Annotated in this window: 17 protein-coding genes; 10 read left to right on the forward strand and 7 right to left on the reverse strand. The window is 64.6% G+C overall.

Features of this window, described 5'->3' with window-relative positions; translation table 11 throughout:
* Positions 1–2 precede the first annotated feature (2 nt).
* Positions 3–797 (reverse strand): DUF4386 domain-containing protein, encoded by a 795-nt coding sequence (locus tag AC4D2R_RS17375; protein WP_490941351.1) that lies wholly within the window; start codon positions 795–797, stop codon positions 3–5.
* 82 nt (positions 798–879) lie between these two features.
* Between AC4D2R_RS17375 and AC4D2R_RS17380 the strand changes: the two genes are divergently transcribed.
* Positions 880–1,575 (forward strand): TetR/AcrR family transcriptional regulator, encoded by a 696-nt coding sequence (locus AC4D2R_RS17380; protein ID WP_490941352.1) that lies wholly within the window; start codon positions 880–882, stop codon positions 1,573–1,575.
* 191 nt (positions 1,576–1,766) lie between these two features.
* Here the strand turns inward: AC4D2R_RS17380 and AC4D2R_RS17385 are convergent, their stop codons facing one another.
* A complete protein-coding gene (locus AC4D2R_RS17385; RefSeq protein WP_490941353.1) occupies positions 1,767–1,946 on the reverse strand; it encodes a hypothetical protein in 180 nt (59 codons plus the stop codon).
* Between the two features lie 571 nt (positions 1,947–2,517).
* On the opposite strand from AC4D2R_RS17385, the gene AC4D2R_RS17390 reads away from it, so the two are divergent.
* Positions 2,518–3,321: a GAF domain-containing protein gene (locus tag AC4D2R_RS17390; protein WP_490941354.1), complete on the forward strand. Its 804-nt coding sequence runs from the start codon at positions 2,518–2,520 to the stop codon at positions 3,319–3,321.
* 1,914 nt (positions 3,322–5,235) lie between these two features.
* On the opposite strand, the gene AC4D2R_RS17395 is transcribed toward AC4D2R_RS17390, so the two are convergent.
* The gene (locus AC4D2R_RS17395) at positions 5,236–5,511 is read right to left on the reverse strand and encodes a hypothetical protein (protein WP_490941355.1); all 276 of its coding nucleotides are present in this window, start codon (positions 5,509–5,511) and stop codon (positions 5,236–5,238) included.
* Positions 5,512–6,519: 1,008 nt separating this feature from the next.
* On the opposite strand from AC4D2R_RS17395, the gene AC4D2R_RS17400 reads away from it, so the two are divergent.
* From AC4D2R_RS17400 to AC4D2R_RS17425, 6 genes are all read left to right on the forward strand, one after another.
* Complete coding sequence (locus AC4D2R_RS17400; protein ID WP_490941356.1) at positions 6,520–7,437, forward strand: sugar phosphate isomerase/epimerase family protein; 918 nt, start codon at positions 6,520–6,522, stop codon at positions 7,435–7,437.
* Positions 7,438–8,831: 1,394 nt separating this feature from the next.
* Positions 8,832–9,242, forward strand: a complete 411-nt coding sequence (locus tag AC4D2R_RS17405) for a hypothetical protein (protein ID WP_490941357.1) — start codon at positions 8,832–8,834, stop codon at positions 9,240–9,242.
* A gap of 62 nt (positions 9,243–9,304) precedes the next feature.
* The gene (locus AC4D2R_RS17410; RefSeq protein ID WP_490941358.1) at positions 9,305–9,628 is read left to right on the forward strand and encodes a hypothetical protein; all 324 of its coding nucleotides are present in this window, start codon (positions 9,305–9,307) and stop codon (positions 9,626–9,628) included.
* A gap of 89 nt (positions 9,629–9,717) precedes the next feature.
* A complete protein-coding gene (locus AC4D2R_RS17415) occupies positions 9,718–9,888 on the forward strand; it encodes a hypothetical protein (RefSeq protein WP_490941359.1) in 171 nt (56 codons plus the stop codon).
* 225 nt (positions 9,889–10,113) lie between these two features.
* On the forward strand, positions 10,114–10,800 hold the full coding sequence (locus tag AC4D2R_RS17420; RefSeq protein WP_490941360.1) for a hypothetical protein: 687 nt from the start codon (positions 10,114–10,116) through the stop codon (positions 10,798–10,800).
* A gap of 130 nt (positions 10,801–10,930) precedes the next feature.
* Positions 10,931–11,401, forward strand: a complete 471-nt coding sequence (locus AC4D2R_RS17425) for an NAD(P)H-dependent oxidoreductase (RefSeq protein WP_490941361.1) — start codon at positions 10,931–10,933, stop codon at positions 11,399–11,401.
* A 167-nt stretch (positions 11,402–11,568) separates the two neighbouring features.
* Here the strand turns inward: AC4D2R_RS17425 and AC4D2R_RS17430 are convergent, their stop codons facing one another.
* From AC4D2R_RS17430 to AC4D2R_RS17440, 3 genes are all read right to left on the reverse strand, one after another.
* Positions 11,569–12,357: a hypothetical protein gene (locus tag AC4D2R_RS17430; RefSeq protein ID WP_490941362.1), complete on the reverse strand. Its 789-nt coding sequence runs from the start codon at positions 12,355–12,357 to the stop codon at positions 11,569–11,571.
* 105 nt (positions 12,358–12,462) lie between these two features.
* On the reverse strand, positions 12,463–12,753 hold the full coding sequence (locus AC4D2R_RS17435) for a hypothetical protein (protein WP_490941363.1): 291 nt from the start codon (positions 12,751–12,753) through the stop codon (positions 12,463–12,465).
* Positions 12,754–12,861: 108 nt separating this feature from the next.
* Positions 12,862–13,410: a Type 1 glutamine amidotransferase-like domain-containing protein gene (locus AC4D2R_RS17440; RefSeq protein ID WP_490941364.1), complete on the reverse strand. Its 549-nt coding sequence runs from the start codon at positions 13,408–13,410 to the stop codon at positions 12,862–12,864.
* Between the two features lie 332 nt (positions 13,411–13,742).
* On the opposite strand from AC4D2R_RS17440, the gene AC4D2R_RS17445 reads away from it, so the two are divergent.
* Positions 13,743–14,198, forward strand: a complete 456-nt coding sequence (locus tag AC4D2R_RS17445) for a hypothetical protein (protein ID WP_490941365.1) — start codon at positions 13,743–13,745, stop codon at positions 14,196–14,198.
* A 157-nt stretch (positions 14,199–14,355) separates the two neighbouring features.
* Positions 14,356–14,853, forward strand: coding sequence for a nucleoside deaminase (locus AC4D2R_RS17450; RefSeq protein WP_490941366.1), 498 nt, complete (start codon positions 14,356–14,358; stop codon positions 14,851–14,853).
* A 387-nt stretch (positions 14,854–15,240) separates the two neighbouring features.
* On the opposite strand, the gene AC4D2R_RS17455 is transcribed toward AC4D2R_RS17450, so the two are convergent.
* A complete protein-coding gene (locus tag AC4D2R_RS17455; protein ID WP_490941367.1) occupies positions 15,241–16,173 on the reverse strand; it encodes a Type 1 glutamine amidotransferase-like domain-containing protein in 933 nt (310 codons plus the stop codon).
* Positions 16,174–16,496: the final 323 nt, after the last annotated feature.

Raw genomic sequence — 16,496 nt, forward strand, 5'->3', positions numbered from 1 at the left:
GATCAGATCCTTGGTCCGGCTGCAGCCGGCCGGGTGGTGGAAGTTACTGCGGCGGTGGCGTCCTCTGAAAGATCGGCTGCCTGTTGGGGGCGGCGCAGGAGGCAGAAGCCCAGGGCGGCCACCCACAGTCCCCACCCGGTGCTGCCCAGCAGGCCGGCCGGTTCCCATACCGGGAAGCCGGGGACGGCGGTGGCGAGGATGTCGCCCTGATTGAGCAGGTAGAGGACGCTCACGACGACGCCTGCGCCGCCGAGCCAGCGCGGCAGGATCCGGGTGCGCAGGATGACCAGGCTGAGGGCGATCGACCACCCCACGACCAGCAGCTGGCCGAGATGTTCGCCGAGCAGTGCGCCGCCGAACTGGTGCTGGGCGGTGTATGCCGCCTCGACGGCGGCCCGGGTCTGCACATCGCCGTCGGCGTAGGGGCCGGCCAGCGGGGGGACAACGAACACCCAGCGCAGGAAGCCGATCAGCGACAGCAGCACCGAGGCCGCACCCGCGTACGTGGCCACCTGCACCACCGGATGGTTCCTCAGGCCCAGGGCCGCCGGCAGCAGCAGCACCGGGACGGCCAGCAGGCCGTAGGTCCAGGCCGTCGCGAACCAGGTCCACACCAGGACGGGGCCGCCGGCGGTGAAGGCCGGCAGGACGACGCCCGCGGGTTCGCGCAGCACGTCCGGCCAGTCGAAGGTCATCGACAGGATGGTGGCGGCCGCCGCAAAGGCGAGGGCACTTGCCACGAACAACCCTCCGGTCACCCGCCGGAGGCTCTTCTCTTCGCTGGGATTCATGGCCATGCCGCTCTCGTGTGAGTTTGTTGTACGATGTACAAATAATGTACGCTGTACAAAGCGAAAGTCAAGAGAAGGGAAGCGGACCATGACGAACCCCGCCACCACGTCCCGCCGGGGCCCGCGCCGAACCTTGTCGGGCGACGAGATCCTCGAGGCGGCTCTGAGCCTCCTCGATGAGGGAGGCCCGGCTGCGGCGTCCATCCGGGGGATCGCCGCCCGCGTCGGGGTCGCACCGAACGCTGTCTACACGTATTTCCCCGACAAGGCCGCCGTGACCCAGGCCGTTGTGGAACACCTGCTGGGACAGGTCAACCACGCCATCGCTGGGGACCGGAACCTAGCCTGGACTTCACGGATCGAACAACTCGCGCTTGAACTGCGGAAGCGGCTGTCGGCCCACCCGGGAGCTGTGAACCTGATGATCGGCGGACCCATGAACGGGCCACACGCCCTGGCCCTGAACGAGCGGCTGATGGAGATTCTCCAGAGCGCCGGGCTCGACTCCGCCGATGCGGCCAGAGCGTCCTACCTGCTCATCGTCTACGTCTTCGGCGCAATCGCCCTGGACGTGGCAGAACTGGGCGAAACACGCCAGGCGCCGCCTGAAGCGGAGCGCATCGCCACGCGCCGGGTCGGCTTCTCCGCCATCCCCGCCGACAGGTATCCGCTCTCAGCCGCGGCTGCCGGGACAATGGCTGCCTACGTCTCCACCGACCAGTACGTGTGGGGACTGCGCCGAGTCCTGGCAGGCCTAACCGGTCCGCCCGCACCCACCGGCTGATCCAGGGGCGCCGACAGCAGCGCATATGCCGCTCAGCGTGCCGCCCCGGGCCGCAGCGACACGGCCTGCCGGTGGTGCCGGAACCTGAACCGGATGATCCGGCAATGGTGGAAAGGGTGCTGTCCCGTGGAACCGGTTGCCACCGTGCCGCCCGGCGGATCCCACGACACGCACCGCCAGGGGCACCGTGGTCAGGGATACCGGAACGCTTCAACGGAGCGCACATGCCCGGCCGTGAGCCCGGTGACGGCTACGGGCTTCACCAGCAGTACAGGCATTGGATGTTCCCCTGCCCACGAACGGGCGTCGGGCCCCAGCACGTCATCATTCCAGACCACCGCATCCCAGTCAGCTTCTCCCGCGGCATCCATCCCGGCCAGCCACCGGCTGACCGGAAGCAGCTTGGGGGTGGCCGCATCGGGACGGTCCGCGGTGTGTGGGGCAGTGGAACCCGCAGCGGTTTGGTGTCGAGCCGCAGCTGGGCCTCCAGCTCGGCGGTCTGCGTCACCGGCCGGGTGGAGACCCAGGCGATGCGCCCTTGGGCGGCCAGCCCCCGAACCAGGGGCAGCGTTCGGCAGAGAGCACCAGCACCGGGGCCCCACCATCCCTATCGGGCCGGACGGCGGGGTTGAGTGCGCCGTCGACGTCAAGCAGAACCAGGGGCTTCAGGGTCACGACCCTAGACCAACCGCCGCTCGTGAGCGCCTGCCTAACCTGATCCATTCCGCCGCCCGGCCACCTCAGCGGCGGGGAGGATGTGCACCCCCGCGGTGGCGGAGCACCCGGTGTTCCACGGCGGGGCCGGGGCCGCCGAGAGACCGACGATCGCGGCGGAGCATTTCAATAGCGGCACGGCGCGCAGAAAATACAAGCAGACAGGTCTGTCTGGTCCTACGCTGGGGCGGGGGAGTGTCCGTTGAACGCGCATGCTTAGTGCGCCTGATGATGGGATCCGCCGACGTGTTGGATGAGTTTGTGCAGCAGTGGAGTGCCGTGTGCGCGGTGAACGAGGCCGGGCTGCGCCCGGACGAGGTGTGGCTGGGCTACCTGGGGGCGGGCGGGCACCATGATGAGCTGGAGATCGACGGCTACCTGCGGGGCCTGACGGGGCTGGACACGGGGGAGCGGAACCGCCTGGCCGAGGCGGTCAATGAGCTGCTCGAGGACCATGGGGTGTACATGGCCCGCGCCGCTTACAGCACGGAATTCCCCCTCGACAGGGAGTTCGCGGGGCTGCTGGATGACCCGGTGGGAGAGGACGGGGCGGAGGCGGAGATCCGCCGGTGCCATGCCCTGTCCGAATCCGGGTTGCTGGCCTCGGGCCCGGAGGAGCGCTTTGATGACTTCACGCGGCGGGTCCGGGAGCGTTTCGGGTTCGGTTCCGCATCCTTCGCCCTGATCACCGGGGACCGGCAGGTGATCAAGTCGGTGGCAGGTCCCATCGGTGAAGATCTGCCCCGCTGGAAGGCGCTGTGCTGGCAGGTGGTGCGTGCCGGCCGGACCCTGGTCCTCGAGGACGCCGCCAGGGATCCGGTCTTCGGCGGGCACCCCTTGGTGGCCGGGGAGCCGAGCATCCGGTTCTATGCCGGGCACCCGATCCGCAGCGCCGACGGGTGGAGGATCGGAACCCTGTGCCTGATCGATGACCGGCCGCGGGCATTCTCCAAGGAGGACGAGCGGGAGCTGCGGATCCTGGCGGCCCGGCTCGAGTACGAGGTGTGGGCAGGGGGCGGGTTCGCCCCCTGAGCCCGCCGCAGTCCACCGGCCGGCGCACGCCCGAGCACCCCCGCCGCCCCGGAAGGCTACGGGGAAATGCGGTGACCCGGGAGGCCCGCACCGGGACGGCCAAGCCAGGCGCGCACATCCTCCGGGTCGTAGCGGACGGTGCTGGGTCGGAGCGCGTACCAGGGCGGACCGGTGCCGTTGCGGCGCCACCGGGCGAGGTCCTGACCGACACGCTAAGGCGTTCGGCGATTTCGCTCGGAGTGAACAGCAGTTTCTCCCGCTCCATGGCGTCCTCCTGAAGGGGTGAGGGGTTTTGGTTTTTGCCACCGTTCCTTTCGGCACGACGTGCCCGATCTGCCTGGGGGGTGGATGGGCCAGCCAAAGTCCGGGGGTCCGTGGAATACCGGAGGGAGCGCAGCGAGTGAGGATATGCCGCGAAAGCCCCTGGCGCAGGCTTGCCCAGAGCGGAGCAGGCAGTAGGCTTACTTGCCGAAAGGAACGGCGCAGCCGGTCCAGAAGTCCAGACGCGCAGCGCCCATTCAGAAAGCATCTGCAGTAGTCCCGGCCGGACACTCCGACCCACCGGCAGGGAGCGGAGCAAGAGCCGAGCAACTTGGGAACTTAGATTCCCCAAGTTTTTCCTCGCCCTCGCCCTCGGCGCGGCGCGCCGCAGGAGCATGAAACAAGGGAGGACGGGGCTGACCGCGGCTCGTCGGTGTTCGCTGGTAACGGCCTATGACCGGCGACGGACCAGATGTGAGAATGCACCCGGTCCAATAAGAATCCTTCTTCCTGCAAAAAAGCGCTGCAACGTGTCGACCCGGGGAGTGGCTGTCCGGAAAGGCCTCTGATGGGAAGAGGTGCGGGTGTGGACATTGTCCACACTTCGGGTCTCGGACCAGGCCATACAGGTGCCGGACCGGGCCGGATTCGGGATGTCTTCGGGCGAGTGGCGGGTTTCCGGGGCCTGGAGTCCGGTTCGAGTCCCACTTCGGGCACATGTTTCCCCTAGTCAGAGGCCCTATTGCTCTCTGGCTGTGGACAATCCGGCGCATTTTGGGGTCCGGGTGCCGGATCTGGGGGCTGGGTTGGGGTTTTTCTGGGGCGGGGTGCCTCCTTTCTCTTGCGAAGCCCGGTTTGGGCTCTCTTCTACTTCATGGGGGAGCGGCCGTGTAGCTGCATGACTGTGGTGAGGGTCTTTTTGATCTGGTCATCCTCCTCGTCGATCAGCTCAGGCGGAGCAGTCTCCTAAAGTTCGCGACGCATGAACACCACCACGAGCGGAATCAAGCTGTGGCAAAGTGTCTGAGAGCGAAGAACAGCTAATGAGTAAACGCAAAGCTGGATGCTCCAGCCGGGCGTTTATGTGGTCTTCGTTCGTGGCTATCTAGCCACAGGTTTTGAGGTACCTCATGCCGACGGTGTCGTTAACAGGTTCTTTTCTTCGAGTTTCCAGCAACAGAAGAACCAGAAAAGGCAGCAGCAGACAACCAGCGGCTCCGCGATGCGCCTCGTCCCGGTCAGGCGGGGCCGTCAAAGCTCCTTTGCGGAGGCGGGCACGGAGACCGCGCTAGCCCAGCAGGGGCCTACAGGGATGCAGCTTCCCGTGCGAGCCCTCTCCTTCTTCGGCACGCAACTTGTTCCATCGGAGCGGCGTCCGTTCAGCTGGGTGCCCGGGCGATGGGGGTCCCGGACTGGTTCCCGGCATGAAAATCTCCTGGCAGCAGCACGAGTTTCCATATTTCCTTCAGCCGCGGTCTGTCCCGATAACTGACGCGGCGGTAAAGCTCGGGCAGATCGGCAAAGCCCTGGGACGCCACTGTCCCGCACCCGCCCCCTGAGGTGGAGGTAAGCTTTCGAAACTCCGGGCCCTTCGCCCTCGGGGTAGTGACCCTCGGCGAACGTCTCGAGCATCCACAGACATTCCTGGTCCTCTTACACCGCGGCCAGGGCCCAAAAGCCCGGTTCGCACAGAGTATAGCGGCGAATGATGTCGAAAAAACCCCTGTTGTGACTGTCGCGCGGGCCGATATCAGTGCGCTCGAGGATGCATCCTGCGACTCTCCACCAGCAGGTCCGAACGTCATCGGCCGCGGACGGCATCGCCTTGAGACCGGCGCGCAGCGACTCGAGGGCGAGAGCGCCGTTCTTCTTCTCTACCGCATTGAAGATCTTTTCCGTGGCGGTCCAGTAGTCGGTCTGGATCGTCATCCATTGTGTGTTAGTACCCATGGTGCACCGTCCCCACCGGCCGGCAGGGCGTGGCAGCCGTATCCGGGCGCCAGCATCCGTGGTGCGGCGGCAGCAGAGACCCAGGACAACGCGGGATTGTCCCGAGAGGGCCGTCTCCCCGTTCCTGCCGGCACGCCGGGGCTTCCGTCCGAAGTGCACGTTTAAACATTCAGGGCGCCCGGGGACCGGAACCCTGGCCGTCCAGAGCGTTGGGTGGAATGAGGAAGGGGCTTCCGGCGTCAAGCTCCAGGGGGGCCTGTCGTCGAACTTCATGGACACGTCTCCGCGGTTGATGCAGCCCACTTCGGGCCAGGGATGGCTGTGCCGTCCGGAGGCGACGCTTTCCGGGGTTTCCGCCAGGGTCTGGCGGATCCTCCATCCCCGGACCGGGCTGGACGCGTCCTGCGGGCCGACCCGGGTGAGGGCGGGCTTGGCCTCGTGTGATTCGGTCATATTCCTGATCCTTCGGACAGTGGCGGCCCGTGCCGGCCGGCCTGCCGGTGGTCTTGAAGGGCGGAGGGTTCGCGGGTGAGACCGACGACCTGACCCGTACCGGGAATCGCTGCCATGTGGGAGCCTCCCTTCAGCTCGATCGTCCTCCGCGAACCGGCGCACTCGGCCATGAGACCGTGGACGGAGGGCGGGTTGTTCCGGCCCTCCGCTCCTAACAGGAACCACGAGGGCTCTCATTCGAGCCTTCCACAGATCAAGTCTCGTCCGCCGTCCGCATTGCCGCGCCGGGGAGGCCCGGAGTAATTCTCTGGTAAACCCCCCTGCTGAGGAGCAGACGGAGTGGGAGTCTGAGGGAGGGCCGATCCGTACTCGTGCTCGATCATGAAAGGTTTCGGGACTTGACGAAAAGACTGCTCGGAAGATGCGGGTACGCGCCACGTAACGACGCCGGAAAGGTGGCCGATGCATCGCATAGCGTCGCGCCGGCTGCGGAACATTCTCACCCATGAACCACCCCTCGCAGGAGCTGCCACGATGACTACTTCCGTAACAAAATCGAACTCCAGCCCTGCTCTCGACCTCGTGTTTTGGACCGCCTCGGTCCGGACGCGCCCGTTCGAAGAGCAGGTGAGGGCCGCCGCCGCCGGCGGATTCACAAGTTTCGCTCTGTCGCCCGACGGTTACCAGGCGGCCCGGGCTTCTGGGCTGTCGGACCGGGACATGATGAGCATTGCCGCCGATGCCGGTGCTCCGCTGCGCCACCTCGACACGATTACCGACTGGGCCCCGGTGCGCTACCCCTCCTGGCTTGAGGGACCCCTGAAGGACCGCTTCGACGTCAGTTCCGATGACATTCTGGCGATGGTCGATACGTTCGGAATGGAAACGATCCTCGCCTTCCCCGGCTTCGACGGCACCGAGGGACTGGAACTGGAGGCACTGGCCGACGGGTTCGGCCGATTCGCCGACCGGGCCCAGGAGCGCGGAGCCCAGGTCCAGCTCGAATTCACGCCGGTGACCGGCGTCAAGACCCTCGCCGCCGCCTGGGACATCGTCCGCACCGCGGCCAGTCCAAACTCCGGACTCACCATCGACATCTGGCATTTCTACAAGGGCGGGCTGGATCTCGAACTCCTGCGGAAGATTCCCGCCGAATACCTGTGGAGCGTGCAGCTGACCGACGGCACCAAGGGGCCCAGCGCGGCGAACCTGCTCGAAGAGGGCCTGAACGGACGCATGTTCCCCGGCGACGGCGAACTTCCCATCCAGGATGTCCTGCAGATCCTGGGGGAGAAAGGCAACTTGCGCCAGGCCGGCCCGGAAACCTTCTCCGCGGCCGCCAATGCCATGGCACCGGAAGAGGCGGGCCGTCGCGACGGGGAAACAAGCAGGGCTGCATTGACTGCGGCCGGAATCGCGGTGCCCCCACACGACGGGGCACGACGGTCCTGAACCCGCTCAACACGCCGCCCGGCCCGCGGCAGAAGGACCCCGCACTCCTATGTTTCGACACGGTGCTCGATATGTACCTCACGACCAGGATGCGGGAGCTCCGCTCCGACATCGAGCAGGTCACGAAGATCCGCGAAGCCGCCGCCGACAGGGCGACTAAACTGACCACACCGCGGAACTGACAGCCCGGACGGGGGCTGGCCGCCAGCCAACGAGGGGAACAGCACCGGTCAAACCCGTTCGTTCACCGCCAGAGGCGGCCAGATCGAAGGCGGGAACCGACATCCCGGCGCGGAACACACCGCGCTGACTTGTCGCGTACACGATCCCTCAGGGCCGCTTTGGGATCGTTGGTGGCTTATTCTTCAGCAGCGAGTCGAGATAGCTTGCATGTTCGATGATCGAACCATGAAGAGAAAGCCCTGCCCTCTCTCCAGTGCGCGAGGAAGTTCAGGTAGCCGATGTGATAGCCATAATCGATACCGGAGAATGACTCGCCCGTCCGGTATGCAGGGGCTTCTAGCAACCCTACGAATGTGCTCATGTCTGTGCCAGCGCCTTCAGCGCGCATGAACCGAACCACACCAAGGTTGATCGCAGCATCGACGCATTCGCGGAGCCTTGGAGGAGAGTAGATGGGCGCCCCCTTTGACGGTCCCTCAGCGGACACTTTCTAGGGCGGGTGCTATGCGGCGTGCTGGGCATGAGCCCGGAAGTAGGGCGGACTGCTCGCTGTCACCAGCCCTGTTGGAGGAAAACCTTGAGCCCTCGGGCGGGTGAGCGCCGGGGCTTACGAGACGGCCCTCGTACGTGTTCCAACGTGGCTATCTAAAGACGGAGCACCACGCATTTCGGGGCATGGGAGCCGGTTGCGCGTTCCTCATGCGTTCCTCGGTCCAAAACTCAGCGTCCGATTCGGCACTCTCGTCAGGGGACCGGCCCTTCATCGCAGCACCGGAGTCGTCCGAGGACCGGAGATGAAAGGCTCCACAGCCCACGGGTTTAGGCAGCGCCACCACTGCAGCAAGAACAAGGACACTCAGGAGTAGGAGGGTGATTGTTTTCCGGCGTGTTTTCCCCATGACTTAGTGCACCATAGAAAGCCACTGTCGCCGCGGGCGTCCAGCTAACGATTCGATTTGAAGTGCAGACAAGTCATACAGGAAGTGGAAATGGTCCGTCGCTGAGCCGAGGTTGCGTCGGGTACACCCAGCGCATCATGGACTGTCTATAAGAGGATCCCTCAGAGGGCATGAGTGATGACGCTAGTTCCTCGACACCGTCGGCACGCCCGTGGACTGCAGCGTCCGCAGTTCGTTGCGCATGGACCACATGTCACCTCACGACGTATGGTGCACTGAACTAGGGATGGATCGCCTGGGAGGTGCTTGGGGGTGAAGGCTCGCTACTTCGTATTGGCCGTCGTCTTCGCTGGTGCTCAGTGCATGACCGCATGTGCTCCCGAGGTCGCGGGGGGCAAGTACGAGTCGACAGCGCTCAAGATTCTTATCTCGGACGAGCAGCGCGATGGGCGATCCGGGCCCGAAGCAGCATTCGATGGCGTCCTGCTCGCTAGCAGGGACGAGTGCCTGCTAGCTCACGCCTCCGACGGTACGATTTACAACATCCAGTTCCCCGCTGGCACCCACTTCAATGATGCAGGCGAACTCGACATCGGGTTCGATACGATCCCGCTGGGTCAGCAGGTGTCCCTAGGTGGCGGATATAGCGAGGGGTCCGAGCTCACGGAATCCCTTCCGCTCGCGTGCAGAACGGGCGTCACCTTCATGGTTTACACGTCCTGAGGGCTCGGACCAACGCCCGTTGCAGGATCCTTTGGCGTCCGCGTTTGGTTACTCTCACTTATATGGACGCTCCGTATCAACCGAGCGGGACAGGCTTCGATGCCTTGGATGAACTTGATCAGGTCGACTGGAGTCAGCTGGAGCACTGCTACGGAAAAGGCGCCGTTTCACTGGGCGTCGCCGGGAACATGTCACCCGCCATCGCAGGCGACGTGTCGCGATCCTTGGCTGCGCTTCGAGTTGATCCTTCCCTGGCAATCAGTGACGGACTCTACTCGAACATCTGTCATCAGGGCACGGTCTATCAAGCAACAGCCTTTGCGGTGCCGTTCATCGCAGCGGTCGCGGCCGGTGATGTTCCGGACGGGATCCGTGTTCCTCTGTAAGCGCTCCTGGGCGACATCTCGATCGAGGGAGCCAAATAGCCCCCGACGGATCTCACGCGGGCGCTCTCGGAATCCATGTGGACGCCCTCGTGACGGAAGCACTTGCCACTTCGATTGCACGCCTTTCATCGATCCAAACACCCAAGCTTGTCGCGCTGATCCAAACTATCCAGTCACTTCTTGTTCAATCGACCGACGCGCGCCGCGAGGCAGTCGAGTCCGCCATTGACTTTGTACTCACGCCGCTGGCCACACCCTAGGACCGACGTCCCTAGACCGATCCCCACCGCGACATCTGGTGAGGGCGGGGCCTCCTCCTTCGGCATCGTGTTGCAGCCCATGCGGCGGAGCGGTAACTGTTGCACCTCGATGGCGTGTCTGTTGAACCGGTGCCCTGCCGCTGAGAGCGTGCCGCTGTTAGGTTGGGCGGACAGGTCGATGACCGGCCGGGCGTTCGTGGTGGGCGTGACCATATGGGGGAACAAATGAACCGCAGAACCATCCAACTGGCGACCGTCGTTTTCACGGGTGCGGTGTTGACCGGCTGCTCGACGGCGGAGGAGCCGGTGGGGCCAAAGCCCTGGCAACCGGGGGAGGTGGTTAGCACCGAACAGCTCAGGAACCGGATCAACAACCTCACGGACCTGCAGGGCCGGGCCCTGTACACGGTGCCACAGGCACAGACAGAGCAGGTGATCAAGGAATCCCAAACGCGGGTCGCCCGCCGGGACGTCACTCCGGAGCAATGCGCGGCAGGCGATCCGCCGCAGCGCCCGGCGGAGATCCACACCGCGTACGGGCGCGGCAACCTCTCCACCGAGGACCTGAAGATGAGCGTGTGGCTGTACTCGGCCCCCGGGAAGGAACTGAGCAGGTATCTGCTGGGCCGCGACAAACCGGCCGAGGAATGCCGGACCTACAGCGTCGACACCGGTGCGGGGACCAGCACCTATGTCGTCACCCCGCTGGAGCCGGACACCGGCGGAGGATCCTACCAGGCCAGTCAGGTCGCGGTCACCGACGAGGCCACCGGGAAGACCGTGTATCTGCTCAGCGTCACAACAGTGAACGGCACCCTGGGTGCCACCGTGAGCACCCAGACCCCGGCCGCCCCGGAGCCCGACGCGGTCGAGGACCTGGCCAGGGTGGCACAGCGGGCCCTGAACAGCTGAAGGCCACGGATGCCTCGTACACCGCTGCTGCTGCCGGTCATCTCCACCAGCCTGGATCCGAAGAGCCGAAGCCGGGCTCTGGCCCTGCGCGCCGCGGAATTACTCCGGGATGCCGGGCACGAGGCGGTGTTTGTGGGATCTGGCCGAGGCGAACCTGCCGGCGTTCGACAACGGTGCGGCCTTTGACGGGGCCCGGTTCTGGGAAATCCATGACTTGATCACTTCGGCCGATGCCGTGGTGCTCGCGTCCCCGGTCTACCACTGGAGGCTGGGCAGCAACCTGAAAAACCTCATCGAATCTACCGGCGCCACCGGGGACGGGCAGCGCACCGCGGCGTGGTTCGACAAGGTCGTGACCTTCATCTGCGCCGGCGGTCTTCCGCACAGTTATATGGGCTACACCGCCCTGACCAGTGCGATGATGCTCGACTTCAAATGCGTTATCAATCCCTACGCCGTGCACTCGACGGGCAGGGACTGGGAGGCCCCGGACGCACCCTCTGGCCAGCTGCTGGGCCGGCTGGAGAAAACCCTGACAGTGCACACAGAGCTGACCACGCTGCTCACAGACAGGTCGTATTCCTCCGGGTGGGAAATATGAGCAGAAGATCCGTCCACCGGCATCGATAACGCACGGAAAGTAGTCAAGTCACCGCCAGCGTCCGATAACCAAGACAGGGTCCGTCTGGAACGGTTAAGGCGGTCGCGCAGGAGGATCCCTTGACGTGCGGGTTGCAGACGCGGGCCGAAAGCGTGGTGAGTCCATCTCTACGGCCCCTCGCAGCGGCGGTCGAACAACGACCACCCACACCTCAGCAGTCGGTACGAGGCCAGAAACGACTCCGCGACATGCTCCGGGCTTCCTGAGGCTGACCCCTCGCCAACGCCCGTGCGTCGGTCAGCCGGCCCGAAGGTTGTCCGTTGAAAGAGCGACCAGCCGAGAACGTGAGCGTCCGCACTCATCTCGCGCCACATTCGCCGGACCGCGTCGCGAGACGTAGTGTCCGCGAAAGCGTGATCAGCCGCGACGCCTGTGACCTCAGTGAGGTTCAGGGTCGCCTTGGTGCTCCTGAATGAGGCGACGTCATCACGGCGCTCGCTCAGCCACACTCGTTGATCTTCGAGGCTCGCGCGATCGACGGCTTTGAGCTGCGTGCTGTCGAGAAAGCCGTAGTACTTGTCCATTTGGACGTACATCTCTGTGAGGACGGTCAGACCTCGCTCCCGGCGCACATCGCGTTCCTGGGGTCCCAAGATCCAAATGGCTTGAGACGCGCCGACCAGGGCCCCTCGCAGCACCGTGAAATGTGACGAGGGGTACAGCTGCTTCGCCTGGATGGCGTCGAGCGCGAGGCGAAGGTGCTCGCGCGCGGCGATGAGAGATAGCCGTGCAAGCTGACTGATTGCCATGCGCTGGAAGATCTCATCGTCGACCGCGAGCTCGCTTCCACGCTCAGGTTCTTCCACTCGGCGAGCCCTGAGTCGCCAACGGTCGAGGTCGGCCGCTGTGTCGAGCATCTGGCTCAGAGCTGCGCGCTGTGTTTCGGTGATTCCCATGATTGGCACCATAGCAACGCTTGTCGATTCCCCGGATGGGCCCTCTAAATCACGCCGATGGTGTTGAAGCTGCTTCCCTCAGGCGAGGTTTCGCTAGAGGATCGGCTACAGAAACACTTGAGTTGCCCACTTCGGCCACGTTTCTGGGGCTGCATCCAAATCGATGCCCCGCAACCGGATAGCGGTCACTTCATTGAGACCTTTATCTACTACCCAGAGGCTATGAGATCTACCGTTGCTATGCTCCGGTATCCACTCCAAAACAGCGTCCAGATCGGTTTCGGATAGCTCCCACTCGTCCTTCTCGCTTCCGTCACCGGTCCAGAAGTAGACCCGAAAGGTAGGAGAATCGTTCTCATACTTCACATCACGAGGATCAATCGGCTGCACTTTCATGGTTCGACGATACGTGTCACTACTGCTGAGACGCGTCCGAAAACCGATCTCTGAGCGCGACAGCACACGAGGACCGCGTGGGTGAATGGCTCCTTGTCTTGCCGTGGCTCAGATGAGCGTCGTTGTGTTGCCGTTGACCATCAGTGCCTTGTCATCTCGCAGCGGCCAGTACGGCTGATTCGTCCGGTCGTATCGAGCGGCCAGCCTGGTGAGGGCTTCGTTTTCGGGGTGTTCCGGGGACTGAAGGTGGGGCACGACGGGGCGGTCGAGGATGCCCAGGCCGTCGAATCTGACGCTGCCGTACGTGGCCAGGCAGTCAGCCGTTGAGTCGCACTCTTGCAGACCCGAGAGTGTGGGGGAGAGGATGCAGGCGCCGGCGCTGAACCCGGCGTAGACGAACGCGTCCTCATGGAGACCGTTTACGATGAGCTCATCCATGCCCGACTGCGCCATGGCTGCGCGCAACACGAAGACGTTTCCGCCGCGGACCCATAGGAAGTCAGGGTCTCCGAGGTGCGCAGCGAGGGTTCCTGCGTCATGCTCACGGAGATCGAGCTCGCGGGCTGTTAGTCCCAGCGCCTCGAGACCCGCTATCTGCCGTTCGGCTTCCCGGTGCCGCCTCTCATCATCGCCTCCGTCGAGGGCGTTGAGGATCACCCAGCCGCGCCTTAAACCCCGCACTAGGTCCGAAAGTACTTCAGGATGGCTGCCCAACTGGTACGACGACAGATAAAGGCGCATACAAGTCATTGTCCCGGCTTCCAGCCGCCGCAAGAGTCAAGCGGTCCACAGTTCCGAAGATCCTCGTAAGCGGATCCATCAGCGGACACTTTTCCGGGCGGGTCCAAGGCGGCAGAAGAAGGCCGGAGTGTTCACCGTACGCCAGGTCCGGGGTTCGAAGAATCCGGCACGGCCGGTCCGGCGCCGGTACAGTGGCGGGCGGGGCGATGCCTTTGAGGCGTCGCTGCGGCGGCATATGAGGGGGGATAATGAGGTTTCTTATGATGCCGACGTCGACTGAGGATCGGTTCAGCAGGGGTTTGCTCAATGCGGTGCTTGTGCCTGTGTGCGTGGTTCTCGGTGCGATTTCCTTCAGCTACGCCGTAGAGTCTGTTGGATGGTTGACGGGAATTGTGGAGCCTCCGGCTGAGGTGCTTGTGCCGGGCCCTAGAAGAAGCGATTACCTGGTGGAGTATTCGGCCGGGGTGGCGTGGTTGCTGCTTCTGGGCGGCCTCTTCTTCGGTCTGTTCTCTGTCACCGCAATGGTGCTCGTGGCCCACCTCACGGTGGGGATCTTCCGGCGGGCCGGCAGGAAGACTCGTCTGGCGTGGCAGCGCAAACGGCAAGCCAGGCGGAACCCCGGCACGCAGGGCCGCCCCGGGGGCGGGCCGGAGCCACAGAACGATCCACCGAGTGCGCCGCACGGCTCGGGAACCCGGATTTGAAAAACTGAGACAGGAGGGGCAACGCCGGCTCAAAAGAAATCGATGTATCCGCTGCGGCCGGTCGACGCGCGGACCGCATCTCTTTCGAAAGGTTCATGCGCGCAGGGACGTGACCAGTTTCCTTTTCCAACGCGGGCATTGCCTTAAGCTGTTCCGCATGGGTATCACAGAGACCGACCTGAATCACTTGGGGCGATGCGTTGAGCTGGCGCGCGAAGCACTTGAGGCTGGGGACGAACCTTTCGGTTCCGTGCTTGCCTCGGCGGAGGGGACGGTGCTCTTCGAGGACCGAAACCAGGTGGCCGGTGGCGACCGGACCCGCCACCCGGAGTTCGAGATCGCCCGATGGTCCGCCGCTCACCTGACGCCCAAGGAACGGGCCGGGGCGACGGTCTATACCTCCGGGGAACATTGTCCCATGTGTGCTGCTGCCCATGCCTGGGTTGGGCTGGGCCGCATTGTTTATGTCTCGTCCTCGGAGCAGCTCGATCAATGGCTGCGCGAACTCGGTGAGGCGCCACCGCCGGTGGCCACACTGCCAATCAACCAGGTGGCCCCTGGTGTGCTCGTCGAGGGTCCCTGCCCGGAGCTGGTTCACAAGGTTCGTGACCTCCACCGGGCCCGAGTCGCACGGGACGAGAGCAACCCCCTCTAGGTCCGTGTACCCCAAAGCTGTCTTGCAACCCATGGGTTGCAAGACAGCAAGTCGCCGTCGGGCACTTCCACGTGTGTATGGATACTTCGGGATCCAGACTAGCCACAACACCTGTCAGCGATTCTCGGCTTCCGAAGCGTGACCGTCTTCGTTCTCGATGAGACCGTAGGGCGGGTCATCAGGGCTCTGCGAGTAGCGGGGCATGGAGCGGCTATCCTGTCCCGACAAAGCTGATGGAATCGCCGATTCGCTTCTATACGCGATGCCGCGTACAGTACGCCGGAAGTTCGCCCTCGCACCCACGGCCTTGACGGCCATCGAAGTCGAGGAGCGGCGTGCGCCCCGTGGACGGAGAGAACCGGCAGCGAGGCTGCATCAGAATCGGGTTCAGGGGGTGCGGCCTGAAACCTCTGCCACCTCAACAACCACACCGACGTCCCGAAACTTCCACAGCTGAGACGGCTCAGCTCCATCGTCTGTCACCAGCGTCCAAGGCAGCGGGAGCTGCGTCCAGGCATGGAACGGCCGGAGGCCGAGCTTGGTTGAATGAGCGAGGACGTAAATGCTGCCCCCGCGCCGGGCCATAAGTTCCTTAAGCCTGGTCTGGGCGTGGTCGGCCTCGCAGATCCCATCTTCGGCCGTGACGGCATCGGCGCCGAGGAAGACGCGGTCAAAGCTCATCCGTTCCAGCGCAGCTTCGGCCAAGGGTCCCACGAAGCTCTGGCTGAGGCTTCGCAGCCGGCCGCCCAGGCAGTCCACCTCAATGCCCTCGGAGTCGGCCAACTCCTGCAGGGTGTTGATGCCGGGAGTGGTGACAGAAAGGTTATCGAACCCGCGCAGTTCGTGGGCCAGTGCGCCCACCGTGGAGCCGGCGTCAAGCAGGAGGTTCTCGCCGGGACGGATGATGGACGCCGCCCAGCGGGCAATGGCATGGTCATATCGGGCGGCCATTCTGGTGAGGGCTTCGTTTTCGGGGTGCTCCGGGGACTGAAGGTGGGGCACGACGGGGCGGTCGAGGATGTTCAGGCCGTAGAACCGGATGCCGTATGTGGCCAGGCAGTCAGCCCTTGAGTCGCGCTCCTCCAGACCCGAGAGGGTGGGGGAGAGGATGCAGGCGCCGGCGCTGAACCCCGCGTAAACGAACTCGTCCTTCTGAAGACGATCCATGATGATTTCATCCATGCCTGATTGCGCCATGGCGGCGCGCAGCATGAAGACGTTTCCACCGCGGACCCACAGGAATTCAGGGTCACCGAGGTGCCCGGCGAGTGTTCGCCGGACGTGCTCACGGAGATCGAGCTCCCGGGCGGTGAGTCCCAATGCCTTTAGGTCCGCGATTTGTCGTTCAGCCTCCCGGTGCCGCTCACCAACACGGCTCCGGGAGAAGAAGCGCAAGCTGCCGGCAGTTTGCATCGGGACTCACGCGTCGGTGAGAACTCGGCCCGGCCTCATCCAGATGATGCCGAAGGGAGCGCCTCCGTCCGGGAGGCCCCGGGGTCGAGGCGGTGGGTTGAATGGATGGCCATTGCGGGACGCTCTTTCAGGCAGGAGGCAGGAGGCAGGAGGCAGGAGGCAGGAGGTAGGAGGCAGGGAGTGCCCGGGGCGGGCCTGGCGGGTGCCGGTTCCGCCCCGGGAGGGTGGGT

Source organism: Arthrobacter sp. TJ-217 (assembly GCF_058269255.1).